The 17,553-nt window shown below is 60.0% G+C and carries 13 protein-coding genes and 1 pseudogene; 7 read left to right on the forward strand and 7 right to left on the reverse strand.

The features are described 5' to 3' along the window. The first annotated feature begins 292 nt into the window (after positions 1 to 292). Both OH764_RS21000 and OH764_RS21005 read left to right on the forward strand, forming a co-directional pair. Positions 293 to 895 carry an SRPBCC family protein gene (locus tag OH764_RS21000; protein ID WP_498850623.1) on the forward strand — a complete coding sequence of 201 codons (603 nt, stop codon included), beginning with the start codon at positions 293 to 295 and terminating at the stop codon, positions 893 to 895. Between the two features lie 370 nt (positions 896 to 1,265). Then, a complete protein-coding gene (locus OH764_RS21005) occupies positions 1,266 to 1,730 on the forward strand; it encodes a hypothetical protein (protein ID WP_498850624.1) in 465 nt (154 codons plus the stop codon). Positions 1,731 to 1,897: 167 nt separating this feature from the next. Here OH764_RS21005 and OH764_RS21010 read toward each other — a convergent pair whose 3' ends face one another. The 6 genes from OH764_RS21010 to OH764_RS21035 all read right to left on the reverse strand — a co-directional run bounded on the left by OH764_RS21010 (position 1,898) and on the right by OH764_RS21035 (position 9,317). Next, positions 1,898 to 3,076, reverse strand: a complete 1,179-nt coding sequence (locus OH764_RS21010) for a porin (protein ID WP_498850625.1) — start codon at positions 3,074 to 3,076, stop codon at positions 1,898 to 1,900. A 671-nt stretch (positions 3,077 to 3,747) separates the two neighbouring features. Next, positions 3,748 to 4,338 carry a hypothetical protein gene (locus OH764_RS21015; RefSeq protein WP_498850626.1) on the reverse strand — a complete coding sequence of 197 codons (591 nt, stop codon included), beginning with the start codon at positions 4,336 to 4,338 and terminating at the stop codon, positions 3,748 to 3,750. Between the two features lie 518 nt (positions 4,339 to 4,856). Further along, positions 4,857 to 7,157 (reverse strand): beta-glucosidase, encoded by a 2,301-nt coding sequence (locus tag OH764_RS21020; protein WP_498850627.1) that lies wholly within the window; start codon positions 7,155 to 7,157, stop codon positions 4,857 to 4,859. Positions 7,158 to 8,133: 976 nt separating this feature from the next. Continuing rightward, positions 8,134 to 8,727 (reverse strand): energy transducer TonB, encoded by a 594-nt coding sequence (locus OH764_RS21025; RefSeq protein ID WP_498850628.1) that lies wholly within the window; start codon positions 8,725 to 8,727, stop codon positions 8,134 to 8,136. A gap of 32 nt (positions 8,728 to 8,759) precedes the next feature. Beyond that, positions 8,760 to 9,116, reverse strand: coding sequence for a hypothetical protein (locus tag OH764_RS21030; RefSeq protein ID WP_498850629.1), 357 nt, complete (start codon positions 9,114 to 9,116; stop codon positions 8,760 to 8,762). A gap of 18 nt (positions 9,117 to 9,134) precedes the next feature. Then, positions 9,135 to 9,317, reverse strand: a complete 183-nt coding sequence (locus OH764_RS21035; RefSeq protein ID WP_498850630.1) for a hypothetical protein — start codon at positions 9,315 to 9,317, stop codon at positions 9,135 to 9,137. Between the two features lie 849 nt (positions 9,318 to 10,166). Here OH764_RS21035 and OH764_RS21040 point away from each other — a divergent pair. From OH764_RS21040 to OH764_RS21055, 4 genes are all read left to right on the forward strand, one after another. After that, entirely contained in the window at positions 10,167 to 10,760 is a 594-nt protein-coding gene (locus tag OH764_RS21040) for an MDR/zinc-dependent alcohol dehydrogenase-like family protein (RefSeq protein WP_498850631.1), read from the forward strand. A gap of 60 nt (positions 10,761 to 10,820) precedes the next feature. Further along, complete coding sequence (ppk2, locus tag OH764_RS21045) at positions 10,821 to 11,657, forward strand: polyphosphate kinase 2 family protein (protein WP_498850632.1); 837 nt, start codon at positions 10,821 to 10,823, stop codon at positions 11,655 to 11,657. Positions 11,658 to 11,908: 251 nt separating this feature from the next. After that, positions 11,909 to 12,694: a potassium channel family protein gene (locus tag OH764_RS21050; protein WP_498850633.1), complete on the forward strand. Its 786-nt coding sequence runs from the start codon at positions 11,909 to 11,911 to the stop codon at positions 12,692 to 12,694. Between the two features lie 194 nt (positions 12,695 to 12,888). Next, positions 12,889 to 14,610, forward strand: coding sequence for a SulP family inorganic anion transporter (locus tag OH764_RS21055; protein ID WP_498850634.1), 1,722 nt, complete (start codon positions 12,889 to 12,891; stop codon positions 14,608 to 14,610). A 41-nt stretch (positions 14,611 to 14,651) separates the two neighbouring features. Here OH764_RS21055 and OH764_RS21060 read toward each other — a convergent pair. Next, positions 14,652 to 14,861, reverse strand: a pseudogene (locus tag OH764_RS21060) (IS3-like element ISBvi4 family transposase); the annotation flags it as partial. 342 nt (positions 14,862 to 15,203) lie between these two features. On the opposite strand from OH764_RS21060, the gene OH764_RS21065 reads away from it, so the two are divergent. Continuing rightward, on the forward strand, positions 15,204 to 17,540 hold the full coding sequence (locus OH764_RS21065) for a DUF3141 domain-containing protein (protein WP_498850635.1): 2,337 nt from the start codon (positions 15,204 to 15,206) through the stop codon (positions 17,538 to 17,540). Positions 17,541 to 17,553 lie beyond the last annotated feature (13 nt).

Genomic DNA, 17,553 nt, shown 5'->3' on the forward strand with positions numbered 1-17,553 from the left:
GAACGTCGGTTCTGACCGCACGCTCCGTCGACGGACCGATGAGCGATGCGGGAACGCCCAGGCTGCTGAGGCAGCAACCACAAAAATAGTGCACGAGCACGGGTACCTTCCGCGCCGCGAATCTCGATGAGATTCCACGAAAATCGACATCCGCTCCGACTCAAACGTTGAACGTCCGCTTTCCCGGCTCGTCTTCGTCTAGTTGTGCTTAGGGTGGGGCACCGCCAATCGTCGGCCCAAGTACTCCGCCGTAAAATAGCTTCGCCTGTTACAGCGAAGGCCACGAGGCACTATGAAAACCCGTACACGGTTCGTTACCGCAATATTGGGGGTGCTCGTCGCGGTTGCGGTGCTCTTTTTCCCGTTGCCGCAGCGGCTCGAGTTCGATACGCGCATCGTTACCGTTGCGTCGATACAGCGCCCGCCCTCGGAAGTGTTCGACTATGTAACGACGCCGGCTCACTGGCCACTCTGGCATCCGTCTTCGCTCGCGGTCAGCGGATCGGTGGACCATTCTCTCGATGTGGGCGAGCAGGTGACGGAGGAGTTCAGGGTGGCGGGGAGGCGCGGCCGGGTTGTTTGGACAGTCGCTGCACGTGTTCGGCCGAGCAAATGGGTGATAGCAGGAAAGATCGACGGCAGATCGGCCGGCACGGTCACTTATTCGCTGACGTCGACCGTGAGCGGAACCCGTTTTGAACGTGACTTCACTTATCGCGCGCCATCGTTGTGGTTTGCGATATTGAACTGGTCCGTGCTGCGCGCGCGGATTCAGTCTGAATCGGATACGGCAGTCTTGCAACTCAAAAGCCTTGTGGAAGCGTCGCCGCAGCGTAAGGCGTTGCTCTATAACGTGATCAGATCGGACTGCTGGTGCGGTTCCTCGCTCCGTTGATCTATCTCAATGGGCGGGCAGCAGAAAGCGACAACATCGAAGACAACCGGATCGCCATTGCGCAACATGCTTCATTCATTCTTTGCTTTTCCCGCCGACGTTCAGCGATTTACCGCCAGATAAACCCGGGCATTTTCACTGCACAGAGCGAGAGCGAAGGAACACGCCGCATGACAGGCCGATGAAGAGCGAACTCGCGTGTATTTTTCAGCGTTGCCGTCGTGAACCGGCGTGCGCTCCGACGATCCAATTCGTTTGCGCAAGCTGGTCGCACCGTGCATGAAAGCAGGATTCCGCGTGCCGCTCCGATCTCCGACGGACCAACCCGCTTGCACCAGCCTGGACCATACTTTCGATCGAGTCGGCGACGATGTTCAATCTTTCTCGCAGTGCAAGGTACTGGCGCAATGCTGTCGGCGTCGCGCTTCTGTCCAATGCGGCGCTCTTCGCGTCGGTCTTCGGCGCAGAAGCGCTTGACGCAAAATTCGACTGCGAACAGCCGCCGCACGAGTTCATCACGGAACTCGTCAATGAGCACGCGATCGCTCCCACTCCAATGCATGTCGAAGCCAATTCCGTGAACGCATTTCGCGCCATCTCCGGAAGCGATCTGAGCGCCTTCGGTTTTCCGGTCTACGCGGTGCTCGGCTATGAGCTCCACGACCCAATGTTCAGGAAAGGCGGTGGGCAGGCAATTTCCGGTCCGGTATACGGCGCCGTACTATCGGGCCCGCGGGAGACGATCGAAACCCGCGTGCGCGAAGCAGGTAGCAAAGCGACGGTACGTTCGGTGGTGCCATTCTTGTTGACGGCCGTGGTGTGCGGACCACCGTAATACCACCGGCCGGCGCGCGCAATCGCAACCAGTTCAGGACAACGGGGGCGCGCGAATGCCGCCGGCCGGCTCGCTGTGACGCTGCCGGTTCGCCGTGCGTGCACTCGCGCGTGGCGCGCATTCCGCACCCCTACGCGTTTTGCTGCATACGGGATCGATGCTTCCGTTCAGAAACGGTGGCGTAGGCCGACGGTCGCTTGTACCTGGTTAGTCGTGGAAGATGGAGCACTCACACCGTTGATCCACGCAACGCCGAGTGGCGAGCTCGAGCTGGCGCTCACACTTTGCCAAGCACCTTGAAGATAGATATCCGTGCGTCGTGACAGGCGGTAGTCCGCCAACGCGCTTACCTGATTCCAGTGCGGGGCGCCGCCACCGGCGTTGCCGCCCGCGCGCGAGTACGTGTAAGCGGCCGCGAGTTCTACCGCGGGCGTCAGCGCATAGCGGATGTTCCCTTCATAGTTCTGGAAGTGTGTACTGAAGCCGGTCAGGAACAATTGGGTCAAATTCGTCTGGCTGTACACGAAGCCGGCTACCGCAGGACCGAACGAGTAGTTGATGCCCGCTCCCCATGTTTGTTGCCGGCTAGCCAGTGCACCCAACGGAACAGGTGTCGGCGTCAACAGTCCGGACAGCGTGGAGCCGGTCGTATCGGTGACCGCACCACCGGTATTGATCTGCGCCGGCGTTGCGGCGGAGTTGTTCAGGTGTAGATATCCAGCGCCGAAGTTCAGTGGCCCCCACATATACGAAAGACCGACACTGTACGCCCGATTATTTGCAAAGCCGTTAGCCTGATTCGAAAAACCGTACAAAGCGCCCAGTTTGAATCCGGCATATTCGGGACTCATGTACTTAACCGAGTTGTTGATCTGGAACGAATCGTTGAGGTTGTCGACATCGAACGGATGGGCAAAGTGAATCCCGCCGTACTCGGTGCCGGTCAATGCGAGCGGCGCCACGAAGTCGACCATGCCATCGGTTTGACGTCCCAGCGTCAGTGTGCCGAAGTCCTGACTCGACACTCCCACGTAAGCGAGACGATTAAAGATCCGATTGCTGGACGCCATCTGTCCGTTGTTCAAGTTGAAGCCGTTTTCCAGAGTGAAGATCGCCTTCAATCCTCCGCCGAGATCTTCCGCACCACGCAGCCCCCAGCGGCTGTACTGGATCCCGCCGCTGGTCATCTGCCAGTTGCTGTGGCCGCCCGATCCTGTCCCGCTGATCTGGCTATTCGTGTAGGTCAGGCCTGCGTCGATCAGACCATACAGTGTGACACTGCTCTGCGCGTGCGCGACGCCTGCCAAGGCGGTTAGCGCAGCGCCGGCTATCAGGGACTTTTTCATCAGAGACTCCGGATTGAACTGCTCACAGGTTCATTGGAACACTTCACGCCCCGTATTAGCGACATGCTTACTGTGAATATTTCTACCGTCGCTTTCAGACGTTAATCCATTTCGTGTACCGGCAGCTATCGTGTGATAGGAGGTGTCGCTCGATGGCAACAACGCGATCCGCAATATGAGTCAGCGTACGCCAACTTCGCGGTAGTACACGCCATTTGCGCCGTATGAAGGCCTGAATCGGGAACCACCCCACGTGTTGTACATACTGCTCTGCACAGGGCCCCGCGCACAGCCGGGAGCAGCGTTGCGTAGATCGCGCCTATCGGGAAGTTAGCACTGCGTGCCGATCACAGGCAGCCGGAAGTCGCGCTCTATCCGCGACTCCGCTTCAAGAAAGCGCTCACGGAGGCACTAGCCGAGGTCGCCAGGCAGAAGCCGCACACCCCCAACCGAACGGGTCGGGCCGACATTGGGCGCCGTCTGGTACCGTGGATCAAGTGTTCGTCGGACGGGGTCGCCGCAAAGCCCCATATCGGGGGTTGTGAAGTTCAACGATGAACATCGACAGTAGGAAGGATTGCCTGACCGCGCGTCGACGCCTTCGACCGCGCAACTGCGATCGGCATGACGACAGAACGCTCAGCGCGCGCCGCGGACGGCTGGGTTCGACCCTACCTGCCCACAGCCGGCTGCATGCCTTGTTCTGGCGGCGGTTCGACGCTATTTTCCGGTGATGGATGGTCCTCTTCTTCCGGAAGTGGCTCGACGCTCTCCACGGTGGCCGGCGAAATGTTCTTGACTACGACGGGCGGCTCAACGCTCTGCACGGCGGTCGGCGGATTGCTGTTGCCCGCGACGGGCGCCGCAACAATTGGCGCCGGGGCTCTGTGCTGCAGTTCGGTGCTCAGGCCCGTTCCGACGTTCGAGGTGGTGGTGTTCGCACTCTTGAGGACGCCGCGCGCATCGAACAGGAACACCGCCGCCGACGTGTGGGTGTCGGCGCCACCGACCAGGGACCCGATAAACGGGATGTAGTTTTCGGGGTGCGGCCTCGACGTCACATACGTGTAAACGAGCAGCATCGAACCATCGTCGAGAGCGGTCTGCACTGATGCCGGGCCGAGCGTGGCCGTCACTTCCTGAACCGTCGTCACGCCACGCCTGAAGGTCGCCATCTGTTCAGGCCTCACTTCGACCCCGGCGGACATGCAACCGACCAGCAGCGCACCGCTCAGCAGCCCGAGTACCAGTCCGTGTTTCATGTCGCCCCCGCCCCGTATTATTTAATTCTAGGACGATGCAGTGCGCTCGGCACGCTGCGAGAAATCGGTACCGGTACACCTGACCTTGCCGGCCACGCAGTTGTGCGCTTCAACCTCGTCCTGGCGTGCGATGCCAATTTCCGCCACGGCCGCGCACGCACAAGCTGTGGTGGCTTTACGCCTGATGTGCGGACATTTCGTGCCAACTCGGACGCGTGATTTCCGTCTCGCTTAGAGCGCCAGAGCATTTGCGACTGGCGCCACAGGTTTGCGGCTCTGCGACAGAGTAGTGCAACTGGGCTACGCCGGTAGACCTGCGACGGCTCGCGGCTAGTTCCGGTCGTTCATTCTGAGAAAGCGGAGACGTTCGAACGGCTCGCCGACGTCGAAAGAGGCCATTCCCCTGCGCACCTTCCGCGTTAGCGCTTGCCCTGCATGCCGTGCCAACGGCTCCCGTTACAACAGTCCAAATGATGACTCGCGAGCGTGCAAAGCGTTCCGGCATAACACATGGGCGTTCATTGCCGTTGAGCCCAATCCCATCCGAACGGATCGGGATCACGGCTTACGTTATCGTCTCCGTCGCCCGTATCGCGCATTGCGGCATTTACCGTAAAAGTAGCCTGAGCGATGATGTTGTCGGATGCATTGCCGACATAGACCGTATAAGTCCCCGGGCCAATCGTCCACGCTTGCGAGGCACTGTCCCAGTAGCTAAGTGCATGGAAAGCATTAATGGGGTAGATGGTCAGCACAAGGTTTTGCTTTTCTCCTGGCTTGAGAGACACCTTCTGGAAAGCAATAAGGCGCTTTGGGGGTTCGCCGATTTTCCGGGGTAACCCAAGATAAACCTGCGCTACCTCCGCGCCTTCGCGCAGCCCCGTATTCGTTACAGACAAACGGACCTGAATAGGGCCATTACCCGTATAGCCACCCGGCGCAACGCTTACGTCAGAGATCTTGAAAGACGTGTACGACAGGCCATGACCGAAAGCGAACAACGGCTTGATCGCGCGAGAGTCGTACCACCTGTAACCCAACAGAAGGCCCTCCGAGTACTGCACCACAGGATTCGGCCCTGACGTGCCGGGATAACGGTCGGGTGTACTCGTCGGGGTATCCGTCGCCAGCTTCGGGTAGGTGACCGGCAGTTTGCCGGAGGGATTCACCAGTCCAAACAGCAATCGTGCGACGATGTTTCCGTCTTCCTGTCCGGGATACCAGGTCTCGAGAATGGCAGGAACCTGGTCTGCCCACGGCATCAAGACCGGGTCACCGTCCTTCAACACCACGACGGTCCTTTTGTTGCTACTTGCGACGGCCGCGATCAGTTTGTCCTGGCCTTTGGGCAATGACAGGTCTGGACGATCACTGCCTTCACTGGTGACGACGCCCGCCATCACGATCGCGACGTCGGCTGATGCTGCAGCCGAGGCGACGGAGGCATCCATGCTGCCGTCGTTCGCTGCAGCCAGCACCTTCACGGTCGCGCCGGAACCGATCTGCTGGAGGACGTTCTTTATCCCTTGCTGCGGCGTTACCGTGTAGGTCGGCAGCACGTTCGAACTCCCCCCGCCGCCGCTCAATGCGCCATCCACATAGGTATTGTGACCGACAATCACAATGGATTTGATCGACTTTGACAGTGGCAGCAGATTACCGCTGTTCTTCAGCAGCACAGCAGATTGTTCACCGACCAGGCGAGCTTCCGCTCCGTCAGTCTGGATCGTTGAAGAATCAAGCGGCGTTCGGACGACTGGGCGATCAAAGATTCCGGCCCTGAACATCTGGGTATAGCGACGGGTCAGCGCCTGGTTGATTGCCGATACTGTCAGTGCACCTGTCGCGAGCGCCTGGCCAACATTGTCTGGCGTGAACCAGATACCCGAAGGCATTTCGAGGTCGAGACCCGCGTCCATCGACGGCGCGGTTGAGTGAGTTGCGCCGAAGTCGGATTGAACGTAGCCGGCAAAGCCCACCTCGCCGCGCAAAATGGCATTTAACGTGTGAGGCGTTTCGCAAGCGTACGTTGGACCAATCTTGTTGTAGGAGCACATCACCGACGCGACGTTGCCGCGTCGTATAGAGACCCCGAATGGGAGCAAATAGATCTCGTGAAGCGTGCGATCGTCGACAAGCACACTGACGGTACCCCGGTTCGCTTCCTGCTCGTTGAGCAGGAAATGTTTCGCCATTGCAATGACGCCGTTCGCCTGCTCAGCGCGGATCTCGTTTTCGGCCATGACGCCCGCGAGAACGGGATCTTCACTGAGGTATTCGAAGTTTCGGCCGCCTTGCCCGACGCGAATGGCGTTCATACCGGGAGCCTCGACGACGTGCAGGCCGAGAATGCGCGCTTCGTGGCCCACGACGTTCCCATATGCCCATGCGAGTGTGGGATCGAAACTCGCGGCGAGCGCCATCGACATCGGCAATGCCGTCGCCCGATCCTGTGGCACGCAATCTCCCGCGCCCACGCCAACAGGGCCATTTGTAATCCGGAAGGTCGGTATGCTTAAGGACGGAATACCCGGGATATGACGCGTACTACTGCCGCACGCAGGTACTTCCGGGATCGGCCCACTTTGGCCGTGTAACTGTTCCACCTTCTGATCGAGTGTCATTGCACCGACTAGCAATGCAGCGCGCTGGCCAGGCGCAAGGGCCGCATTCATCCATGGCAAGGTGCCCGCTGCGATACCGGGCGCGCTGGACAACAGCGCAGCGACTGCTGCGAGAGACAGGGCACTCTGAACTGTAATGTGGATCGCACGTCCTGACGCCCGGTACCAACGCGATGTTGTAGTCAATTCACACATTTCATTTCCTCGCCCTAGTGAACAAGGAAATCGGGGCACGATATGCAGTGAGCCTTTTTCTTTTTCGCCACGCCTCATTGACTATTTGGCGGCCTTCTTTCTTGAGTCACTATTCGCGTGAGGGACAGTTATTGCGATTCATATCCAGGAGTCGACGCTATCCACTCGCATTAAACACGCGCATGGATGATCGGCATATGGATGATTCTAGTTGGCACGTTAGAGGCGACCCCAATGTCGTAAACCCTCAAACGGTGGTCCGCTTTCTGATGGTTAGCACGGTCGGCCCAAGCATCATGACCATACGATTTACCTTCACGTTGCCAGCCTCCACGAACGCTTGGCCCCACGTGAAGCTGGTAGCATTCGCGCAGAAATCGCTGTCATCGCTGTTCGTCTTCACGCGCACAAGACCGGGCATATCCGGACGCACTCATCAAAGTGAGTCTTGCGGGCGACCTTGTCGCCAGGTAGGACGGCGCGCGTCTCGGCCAGTTGGTCACGACTCTGCCATACAGGTCCAATCTACGGAGAGCGGGACGATCTTCGCCGTGCAGATGCCCCGTTTTCCGTCGTTCACCTGCTGACCAGGCTGGTGGCACCGATATATGCTTCAGCTAGCCATTGGGCGGATCAGCCGTAGATCGGACTCGTGCTTCGAATGGCCGTCGTACTCAGGAAGCTGTCCCGTAATGGACATGCAGGTCAATGTCGTCCTCGGGGCGCTTTGTGTCTTTGCATGAGAGGCCGCGCCCGTGGCGATCGTCGCGCTCTGTCGTTAGGCGCCAGACGGCCAGTTTCTGGTGCTCGCCTGAATCATAGGGCGGCCACTCGAACGGCCGGCGCACTCCGGGCCCGGCCACTCGCCGCCCTCGAATTAAAACGACTCCAGCGGTCCCACAGCGCGCCGAACAACGGCAGTGCCAACGTGAATGCCCGATTACCCGGGCAGCACATTCGCAAACGCGCCCGATTACTACCGAAGCTCGGCGGTTTCCTGCATCGCCGACTGCATCTTCTGAACGGCGTCGAGCGTGGCTCGTTGAGCGGCCAGTCCGAAGTTGCGCTTGAATTCGCTGAATTCAGCGTGGCCCGAGCCCGTAACTGCCTTCTTCGCCACGATCTTGCCGCTCGGGTCAGTCACGGTGCATTCGAGCGTCACCGTGAAGTCGGTCGGCGGCCAAGTGAGCAGGCTCGGCGAAGACGAGGTAGTTGTAATCGTCGGGATCACGATGTAGCTCACGTTTTTCGACCGCAAGGTCGCCGCGTCGGGCGTGGTGTTCAGCTTGACGACGTCTTTGAAGATGTTGCTCAGTTCGAGATAGATCGGCAGTTCGAGATCGTGATAGGGCTTGTAGGCGACCTTGTCGCCGCCACCGCCCGGTGTGACGACTTCCTTGTTGCGCTCTTCGTCGGTGATGACGAGACCGACCGTCTTGTCGATCGGCGCAACTGTCTTCGAAACGAGCGCGGCGTTGTCGCCCGAGATCGTTATGTCGTGCGCGCAACCCGACAGAAGCGCGATCACGCTGGCCGCGCATGCCGCGCGGAATACTTTGCTGAATGCCATGAAAAAATTTCCTGATTGAAGTAATGGACGGATTAGCGGATGGCGCTGATGAACGCCGGATCGGAATAGAGTTCGCCGAGAAGCTTCTGCACGATCAGCGGATATTGTTGAGTAGCTCTCGGCACGGCGATTGCCGCCGCGAACGAGGAATCCCATTCGCTGCGCACGGTTTTCACTTGGTCGTAGCGCACGGCATCATCGCGCTTGACGACAAAACGGGCCGCAATCGTCCCAGTAGCCGTGCCGATGCCAACATCAACATTGTTTTCGAGGAGTACCCCATCCAGCTCGACCGATGCGGACGGTGAAAGCGTGCCGGAGAGCCTCAACTCCTGCGTAACAGCATTCGACAGGTACTCCGCGAACGAATTGCCGACGGGCGAGCGCATCACGTTTGCGCGCACGGCTTACGGGTAGCGATTGTTGCCGCCATCCAGACTGCTGAAGTCGCCGATGCGCGCGTGCACGGGCGCTGCGCTCTTGAGCGTCTGGATATTTTCAACGGAAGGCGAATAAGGTGTCGCGACGACCGAACATGCAGCAAGCATGGTCAATGGCGCGAGTAAGGCAAGTATTCTCGGATTGGTCATATTGTTCTGGTCATTGTGCTAGTGAACGGACGGGGCCACGAATCGGTCTGCGGACCCTCTCGTTATATCGGCAGCAATTTGGAGAATTTAAGCGTCGGACGGAGAGATCAGTGCGATGTCGCATTCCGTCGCCTTTGTCAGTGCGCGAATACTTGCGCACGCTGAACTCTTACATCACGATTGCGGACATCCAATGCCAATAAGGCCAGCTGAAGCTGCCTCACTAACGCAGACAGCTGACCGTTAGTTTTTTGGCTGAGCATCCACCGGCCGACGCTGCAACCGAATGGCCGTTGTAGTCAAGTAACTGCCATGGAAGCGTCGCTGGGTCGCGTGACGCTTGCGGGTCGAGCTAAGCCGGATGCGAACTGATGAGCCGCTACTCGTATCGCCGCGTTCCGCGGCGGGCCTCAGGCGGCCGACTCTTGTTGCTGTCGGACCGACGCCGAGCAGTTCGCCGGCGCGTTTGGCGACATCGCTGAACGCGCCAAGAAAGCGATCGGCTTAACGTGCATCCCCCAAACCCAGCTGTCTTATGCCGGCGATCGCCATCCGTTCTCGGATTCAAGCTTTTGGTAAGTTTTTTTCATCGGCGCACCCTACACAGGGTCGGGTGTTGCACTTCAAATCCGATGGCGTGGTTCATCTGTTATCTACACTGGCTAGCTAAGAAAAATAGATCGAAGAAGTGCCTAAACCGTTCGGAGCGGGCAAATGCGCGGGACGGCGCCTTAATCCAGACACACATCATCTCGCTTCGCTATCGGGTTCGAGGCCAACTGACCTATGTCAAGCCGCATTGTGTTCGCGCATGCATACTGCAGTCACGGAGGATGGTCGGAGAGTCCCATGGCACAGTTGATGAAGGCCGCGGCCGTGGACGCATTTGGCGAACCGCTACGCGTCCAGGAGGTCCAGGTGCCCACGCCGGGCTCGGGTCAGATCTTCGTCAATATCAAGGCGCCGCGCGTTCGCCATACCGACCTGCATGCAGCTGACGGTGATTGGCCCGTTAAGCCGACGTTGCCATTCATCCCCCGTCACGAAGGCGTCGGTTTCGTCGCAGCAGTCGACGCGTCGACTACCGATCCGGACGAGGTCATTCAAAAGGAGATCGGGGGAGCTCATGGCGTACCCGTGACCGCCGTATCGCGCGGCGCCTTTGCGCAAGCGCTCGGCGTGGTCCGCCGCGGCGGCACCGTGGCGCTGAACGGGTTGCCGCCGGGCCATTTCCTCTTGCCGATATTTGCAACCGTGCTCAACGGCATCACCGTGCGTGGTTCGATTGTCGGGACACGCCGCGACTTGCAGGAGTCGCTTGAGTTCGCCGCAGATGGCCGTGTACGCGCACGCATTCATCGGGACCGGTTGGAAAACATGAACGCGGTGCTCGCCGATCTGAAGGGGGAGATCGACGGACGCGTGGTGCTGGCGCTCGATTGATCGGCGCCAACGCCTGTTGCAGTGAGGCACGTGTTGACGGTTGTTTTGGAGGACAAAGCAATGTCTGAGATCCAGAAGGAGGCGCAGGTCGCCGGTTCCAAATCGGGCAACAAGCCAGGAAACAAGGAATTGGGCAGCAAGGCATACCAGAAGGAATTGGCTCTATTGCATGCCGAACTGGTGAGATTGCAGGAATGGGTAGTGAAGAGCGGTGCCAAGATCTGCATTGTGTTCGAAGGGCGCGATGGCGCGGGAAAGGGTGGGGTGATCAAGACCATCACCGAACGCGTGAGCCCGCGAGTTTTCCGGGTGGTCGCGCTTCCAGCGCCCACGGATCGGGAAAAGACCCAGATGTACTTGCAGCGCTATCTTCCGCATCTGCCGGCGGCCGGGGAAGTCGTGCTGTTCGACCGCAGTTGGTACAACCGCGCAGGTGTCGAGCGGGTCATGGGCTTCTGCACGGAGGCGGATGTGCAGATGTTCATGATGACTACACCGCTCGTGGAGCGTGCCGTCATCGATTCCGGAGTTATCCTCATCAAGTACTGGCTCGAAATCAGCGAGAAAGAGCAGACGCGCAGGCTCGAAGCCCGGATTCACGATGAGCGCAAAATCTGGAAACTTTCGCCAATGGACATCGAGTCCTACCGCCGCTGGTACGACTATTCGCGGGCGCGCGACGCGATGTTCAGCATGACCGACACTGACTTCTCGCCTTGGTATGTCGTACGGGCGGACCGAAAGAAGCGCGCGCGCCTGAACATCATCAGCCACCTGCTCAACGTGGTTCCGTACGAGACTGTTCCGCGGGAGAAGGTGTCGTTGCCACCACGACAGAAGGCGGGGGGCTATCGCGAATCGGACCATCATTTCAGGTATGTGCCCGAGAAATTCTGAGCGATGCCACATTGGGTCTCGCAAGGAACGGAGATTGATGAGCGCCCACTGTAATCGCCGATGACGCGCCCAGTCCCCTTCCTGTTCCTGCATCGCGTCTTCGCACAGGACCAGAGTCCCCTTTCCGCTGACGGGCCCGGCTGACATGATCTATTCGGCAAAACGGGTCGGATGGCGAGCATGGTGTGCCAGGTGCTCCCTCCGAATGTTTCGAACTGCGATTCGAAGAACGGATTCGAGGAACGATCGGGATGTACCGGATCGAAGAACCCCGGCTTGGCGGCCTGCGTATCAAGGAATGGCGGCGCAGAGCACGCCTCGCGCTCGGCTTGTTGTTTCTGGTGTCGCTGGGATCGTCGGCAGGGCTTGTGCTGCTCGACCACTCGGATTCGCCGTTGCCCACGAAGATGTTCACGGCCTTGTGGGATGCGGTCAACCTCGTTACGACTTTAGGCGACTTCTCGGATTTCAATCCGGACCAGAAGAGATTCATGCTGGTCGCCATACTGGCAACGGTGGTGGTTGCCGGCTACGCGTTGCGCCAGTTGACAGGGATGTTGTCGGGCGACGACGTGATGGTTTTCTGGGAGAACAGGACCATGGAGCACAAGCTGGAAACGCTGAGCAACCATGTCGCAATCTGTCCGTTTGGTCCGGTCGGCCAGGTGGTCGCCGCCCGGCTGCGGGATTTGGGAGCAACGGTGCTCGTGCTAGATACCGACGTAAAGCAGGCTGAAAAGGCGTCCGGACTGGGATACATGGCTATCCTGGGCGATCAGAGCACGTTCGACGACGTACTCGAACGTGCGAGGCTGGATACCGCCAGTGCGCTTTTTTTGACGGGCACCGATCCGAACAGCAATCTGGAGATCACGCTGGTGGCGCACACGCTAAGCCCCGGGCTCCAGATCGTAGTGTCAGGTGAGAATGATCTTCGCAGAATGTTGCTAGCGAAGGCCGGCGCGTCGACCGTTATCGACCAGAACGACATAGTTGCGTGCGCCATGGTCGGGCAGTTCTATACGCCAAAGGCATGAAGCATGAGTGCTCGGCAAGCGCGATTTTCTGGCGCTCTCTCGGCTGTATCGACAGGGTTTCGCATCGGCTGCACGGGTTGCCCTGATGACTGCGGGGTAGCACATGTTCGGGCGATGCGGGCGTCCGAATGGTCGCAGCAACACTTTGAACTTGCTCACTGCCCGTCACGCGATGCTAAGGAGTCCGCTCGATTATGGGACGCGATTTATCAACACATCCCGCTGCCGGCGTTCGCATTCCGGTGCTGGAATGGGTCCGCGACTATCAGAAGGAGTGGATCAAGCCAGATATCATGGCCGGTGTGACCGCTGCAGCGGTCGTTCTTCCGAAGGCCATGGCATACGCGACGGTCGCGGGGCTGCCCGTGCAGGTCGGGTTGTATACCGCCTTTCTTCCGATGGTGATCTACGCGTTCCTGGGATCGTCGCGGCCGCTAAGCGTGAGCACCAGCGCAACGATCGGCATCCTCACCGCGGCGGCCCTGGCCCAGGTAGTCCCCGATGGAGGGGCGGCAGAGCTGCTGAGAGCTTCTGCAACGCTGACCTTAATGGTCGGGGCTATTCTCACGCTCGCCGCGCTCCTGCGGTTGGGATTCGTTGCCAACTTCATCTCCGATCCTGTGCTGACCGGGTTCAAGGCCGGTGTCGCGGTCGTCATCGTGCTAGATCAGTTGCCGAAGCTGCTCGGCATTCACTTTCCGAGGGGGGCGTTCTTCCACAATGTACTAGCCATCGTCACGGGGATTCCACACGCGTCAGGGACGACAGTCGCTGTGGGCGCGATGACGGTGGGCATTCTGGTGGCAATCGGGCATTTCTTTCCGCGCGCACCCGCGCCGCTGGTTGCCGTGGCTTGCGGGATCCTCGCCGTGGGCCTGTTCGGCCTGCAGTCTCACGGGGTCGACACTGTCGGCCGCGTGCCGACGGGCTTCCCTTCCTTCACCATGCCGGACCTTTCGCTCGTCGCGTCGCTTGGGCCATTTGCCGCCGGCATTGCACTGATGAGTTTTACCGAAACGATCGCGTCCGGGCGAGCGTTCCTGGCGCCCGGCGAACCGACGCCACAGGCGAACCGGGAGTTGCTGGCGATCGGTCTTGCCAATGGGGGAGGCGCGCTGCTGGGCTCCATGCCGGCGGGCGGAGGAACGACCCAGACGGCCGTGAACCGACTCGCAGGGGCTCGCAGCCAGCTTGCCGAACTGGTCACGGCTACCGTCGCGCTCGGCACGATGCTTCTGCTCGCGCCGTTAATCGGACTGATGCCACAGGCCACGCTGGCAGCGGTTGTCATCGTCTATTCGGTCGGCCTGATCAAGCCCTCGGAATTTCGCGCGATTGTCGCTGTGCGACGTACAGAGTTCGTGTGGGCACTGGTCGCGCTCTCGGGCGTAGTGCTCTTCGGCACTCTGCTGGGCATCCTCGTCGCCATTGTCGTGTCGCTCCTGGCGCTTGCTCACCAGACGTCCGACCCACCGGTATATGTGCTGCGCCGCAAGCTTGGCACGAACGTGTACCGTCCTGTATCCGCGGAACACCCCGACGACGAGGATTTTCCCGAACTCCTGCTATTGAGGCCGGAAGGACCTATCTTTTTCGCTAACGCTGAGCATGTCGGCCAGAAGATCCGCATGCTGATCGAGCGAACTCATCCACAGACTGTCGTGCTTCACATGCGCGCCGTAATCGATCTCGAGTACACGGCGCTCAAGATGCTGACGGAAGCGGAAAAGGAATTGCGCAGGCAGGGCATAACCCTCTGGCTCGTTGGTCTCAACCCGGGCGTGCTGGCAATGGTGCAGCGTTCACCGCTCGGCGAGACGCTCGGACGCGACCGGATGTTCTTCAATCTGGATCGGGCAGTCGCCGCATGGGAGGCGCAGCGACCACAGGGGGCGGCGCGGGGAGCGACGCACTGATTACGCGTAGTGTGCGTCGGCCGCAGGTTGCGGTGCCAAGGTTCAGCCAGCGCACGCTTGACCGGCGTCAGTTTAGCTTCACTTTCCGTCAACGGCCTCTGAGGTTGACGAGTGTGCGCCAGCCTGCCGGCTTTCGACAATCGATGCGCAGCCTCTTATCGCCCACCATCGGTTATCGCCAACTTCACGGCCTCTTCACGACATTCCTTCGTATAAACAGCCTTCGGGACTCGATTTACTAAAACGTCCAGTCCTTCATTTTACGGAATGTTGGCGTCCACTTTTTTCAACCGCTTCAGCTCGGCCACCGGAATAGATGAGGTTGTGCTCAGTAATGATGATATAGTCAAGTATGGGTCTAGGTTCAATACTTGGTCCCCATGTCGACATTCGCGCGGAGCGCCCGGTCCAACCTGCAGGCGCTGGGTCGAGGTGTCGAAATATGGCCACGTTTGACCTGTGTCATAGCTCGCGAATGGCGCAGGAGCATGCTGCACGAGTTGCGGTGTACGCACAGACGGGCGAGCCCGTGAGCAAACACCGGGGCGGCCGCGGGCCGGGCCTTGATCAATTTCGCAATGGAGGATCGTGTCATGGACGCAGCCACGCAATCGGTGCGCAGTCAGGAAGTTGCCGGAAACATCTTGCTCGGGCTGCAAAAGCGTGTGCAGAACGCGATGGCGCGGTATGAGAAACGGTTGCATGGAGCCCTGGATGGCGGGGCCGGCTCTGACGAGGGCATTGCTACGTTCGCATCGGGATTCAACCCGTGGAACACATGGCATTACGCCGTCGACGTTGCGCAACGCTCCATTCTGTTCTGGGATACCTTGCGCGAGCGCGGCACTGGCTTCGTCGAGAGCGCTGCACAGGGCCTCAAGCCCGCGCTGCATTTCGACTATGAGATCGTGCTCGACGGCAGGCAATTCGGGCGACCTGTCAACTACGCGCTTTTATGCATTAAAGCGCCTGAGGGCGTGGCCATCGACGCGAAGAAGCGCCCCTATCTGATCATCGATCCGCGCGCCGGCCATGGCCCAGGGATCGGCGGCTTCAAGGACGATTCGCAGGTCGGCGTAGCGTTGCGCGCGGGCCATCCCGTCTACTTTGTTGTGTTCTTCCAGAATCCGGAGCCCGGCCAGACCTTGCTCGACGTCTGCGCTGTCGAGCAGGAGTTCGTCAGGAAGGTGCGCGCGCTGCATCCGGACAGCCCCAAACCAGCGATCATCGGCAACTGTCAGGGTGGCTGGGCCGCGATGATGCTCGCAAGTTCCTCTGCAGAAGACACGGGACCGATCGTGATCAACGGCACACCGATGTCTTACTGGAGCGGCGCGTTCAGCGAAGGCGCGGGCGACAATCCGATGCGCTACGCTGGCGGCATACTGGGCGGCACCTGGCTCGCGTCGTTCTCATCGGATCTCGGTAACGGCAAGTTCGACGGCGCTCACCTCGTGCAAAATTTCGAGTATCTGAACCCCGCCAACACGCTGTGGGACAAGTACTACCACCTTTACAGAGACATCGATACAGAGTCGCCGCGTTTCCTGGAGTTCGAGCGCTGGTGGGGCGGCTACTACCTGATGAACCGCGACGAGATCGAGTGGATAACGCGCAACCTGTTCATCGGGAACAAGCTCTGGTCGGGCGAAGTGCGTGGCGCCTCGGGCAAGGCGTTCGACCTGCGGGATATCCGCTCGCCGATCATCCTGTTCGCCTCGATGGGCGACAACATTACGCCACCGCAGCAAGCCTTCAACTGGGTAGCCGACCTCTACGGCAGCACCGAGGAAATCAAGGCGCGTGGCCAGGTCATCATCGGTCTGATGGACGAGGAGGCCGGACATCTTGGCGTGTTCGTGTCGGGCAAGGTGGCGAAGAAGCAGCATGCGCAAATCGTCAACGTGCTCGAGACAATCGAGAGGCTCGCACCGGGCCTGTACGCGATGTTAATCGAGGAGGCGGAGAGCGCCGACGGGAAGGTTGCCTACGAGGTGACGTTCGTCGAGCATCGTCTCGAGGAAGTCGTCCGCCGTTTAAACCGCTTCGGGCGCGAGGACGAAAAGCCTTTTGAAGCCGTGGCGGAGCTTTCCGAATTCAACCAGCGCCTCTACGAACTGTTCGCCCAGCCATACGTGCAACTGGCGTCGAACGAGACCACAGCGCATCTGCTGCGGGAATTTCATCCGCTGCGCTTTCAGCGCTGGGCCTTTTCGGACCTGAATCCGTGGCTTGCCTGGCTGCAGCCGATGGCCAGCGCGGTCAGGGCGAACAGGCAGCAGAACAGCGACATCGGGCCGTGGCGCGAGGCAGAGCAGCGCGGAGCGGAAGTCATCAGCGCCTCGCTGGATCACTACCGGGCGATGCGCGATGCCGCGGCCGAGACGCTGTTCTTTGCTGTCTACACCCATCCCTGGCTGACCCATTTCGCTGATCGGCACCGCACTCGCGAAGCAGCCGCGGCCGTCTCCAACGATCCGCGCGAGCTCCCTTTCGTGAAGGACGCGCTTGCATCGATCGGGCAGGGCGGCTACGCCGAAGCGGTCGCGCGCACGGCATTCCTTCTGTTCGCTCGCAAAGGAGAGCCTTTGCCGTTTGCGCTGCTTGCGACGGCGCGGGAGGTAGTGGACAGCTACGCGGAATATCTGCCGAGCTTGCCGCTCGACGAGTGGCGGCGCATCCGCGGCGAACAGGAACTGGTTGCCACCTACGAGCCGCAGCAGGCGATTGCGACGTTGCCGGCTTTGCTCGCCAAACCGGAAGACCGCGAGCGGCTATTGGCGTTGATGGACAGGTTGCTGGCTGACGAGCGCCTAAAAGGCGTGACGCCGACCGCACAGCGATGGGAGGCGTTACAGCGCATTCGCGCGGTGCTCGGCGGGCCGCCGGCAGCTCGCCCTGTTGCGGGGCTCGAGCGTGCGCCGTCGTGAACGTGCCACTCTT

It is taken from the genome of Burkholderia sp. M6-3, assembly GCF_050858985.1.
Classification (GTDB): domain Bacteria; phylum Pseudomonadota; class Gammaproteobacteria; order Burkholderiales; family Burkholderiaceae; genus Paraburkholderia; species Paraburkholderia caledonica.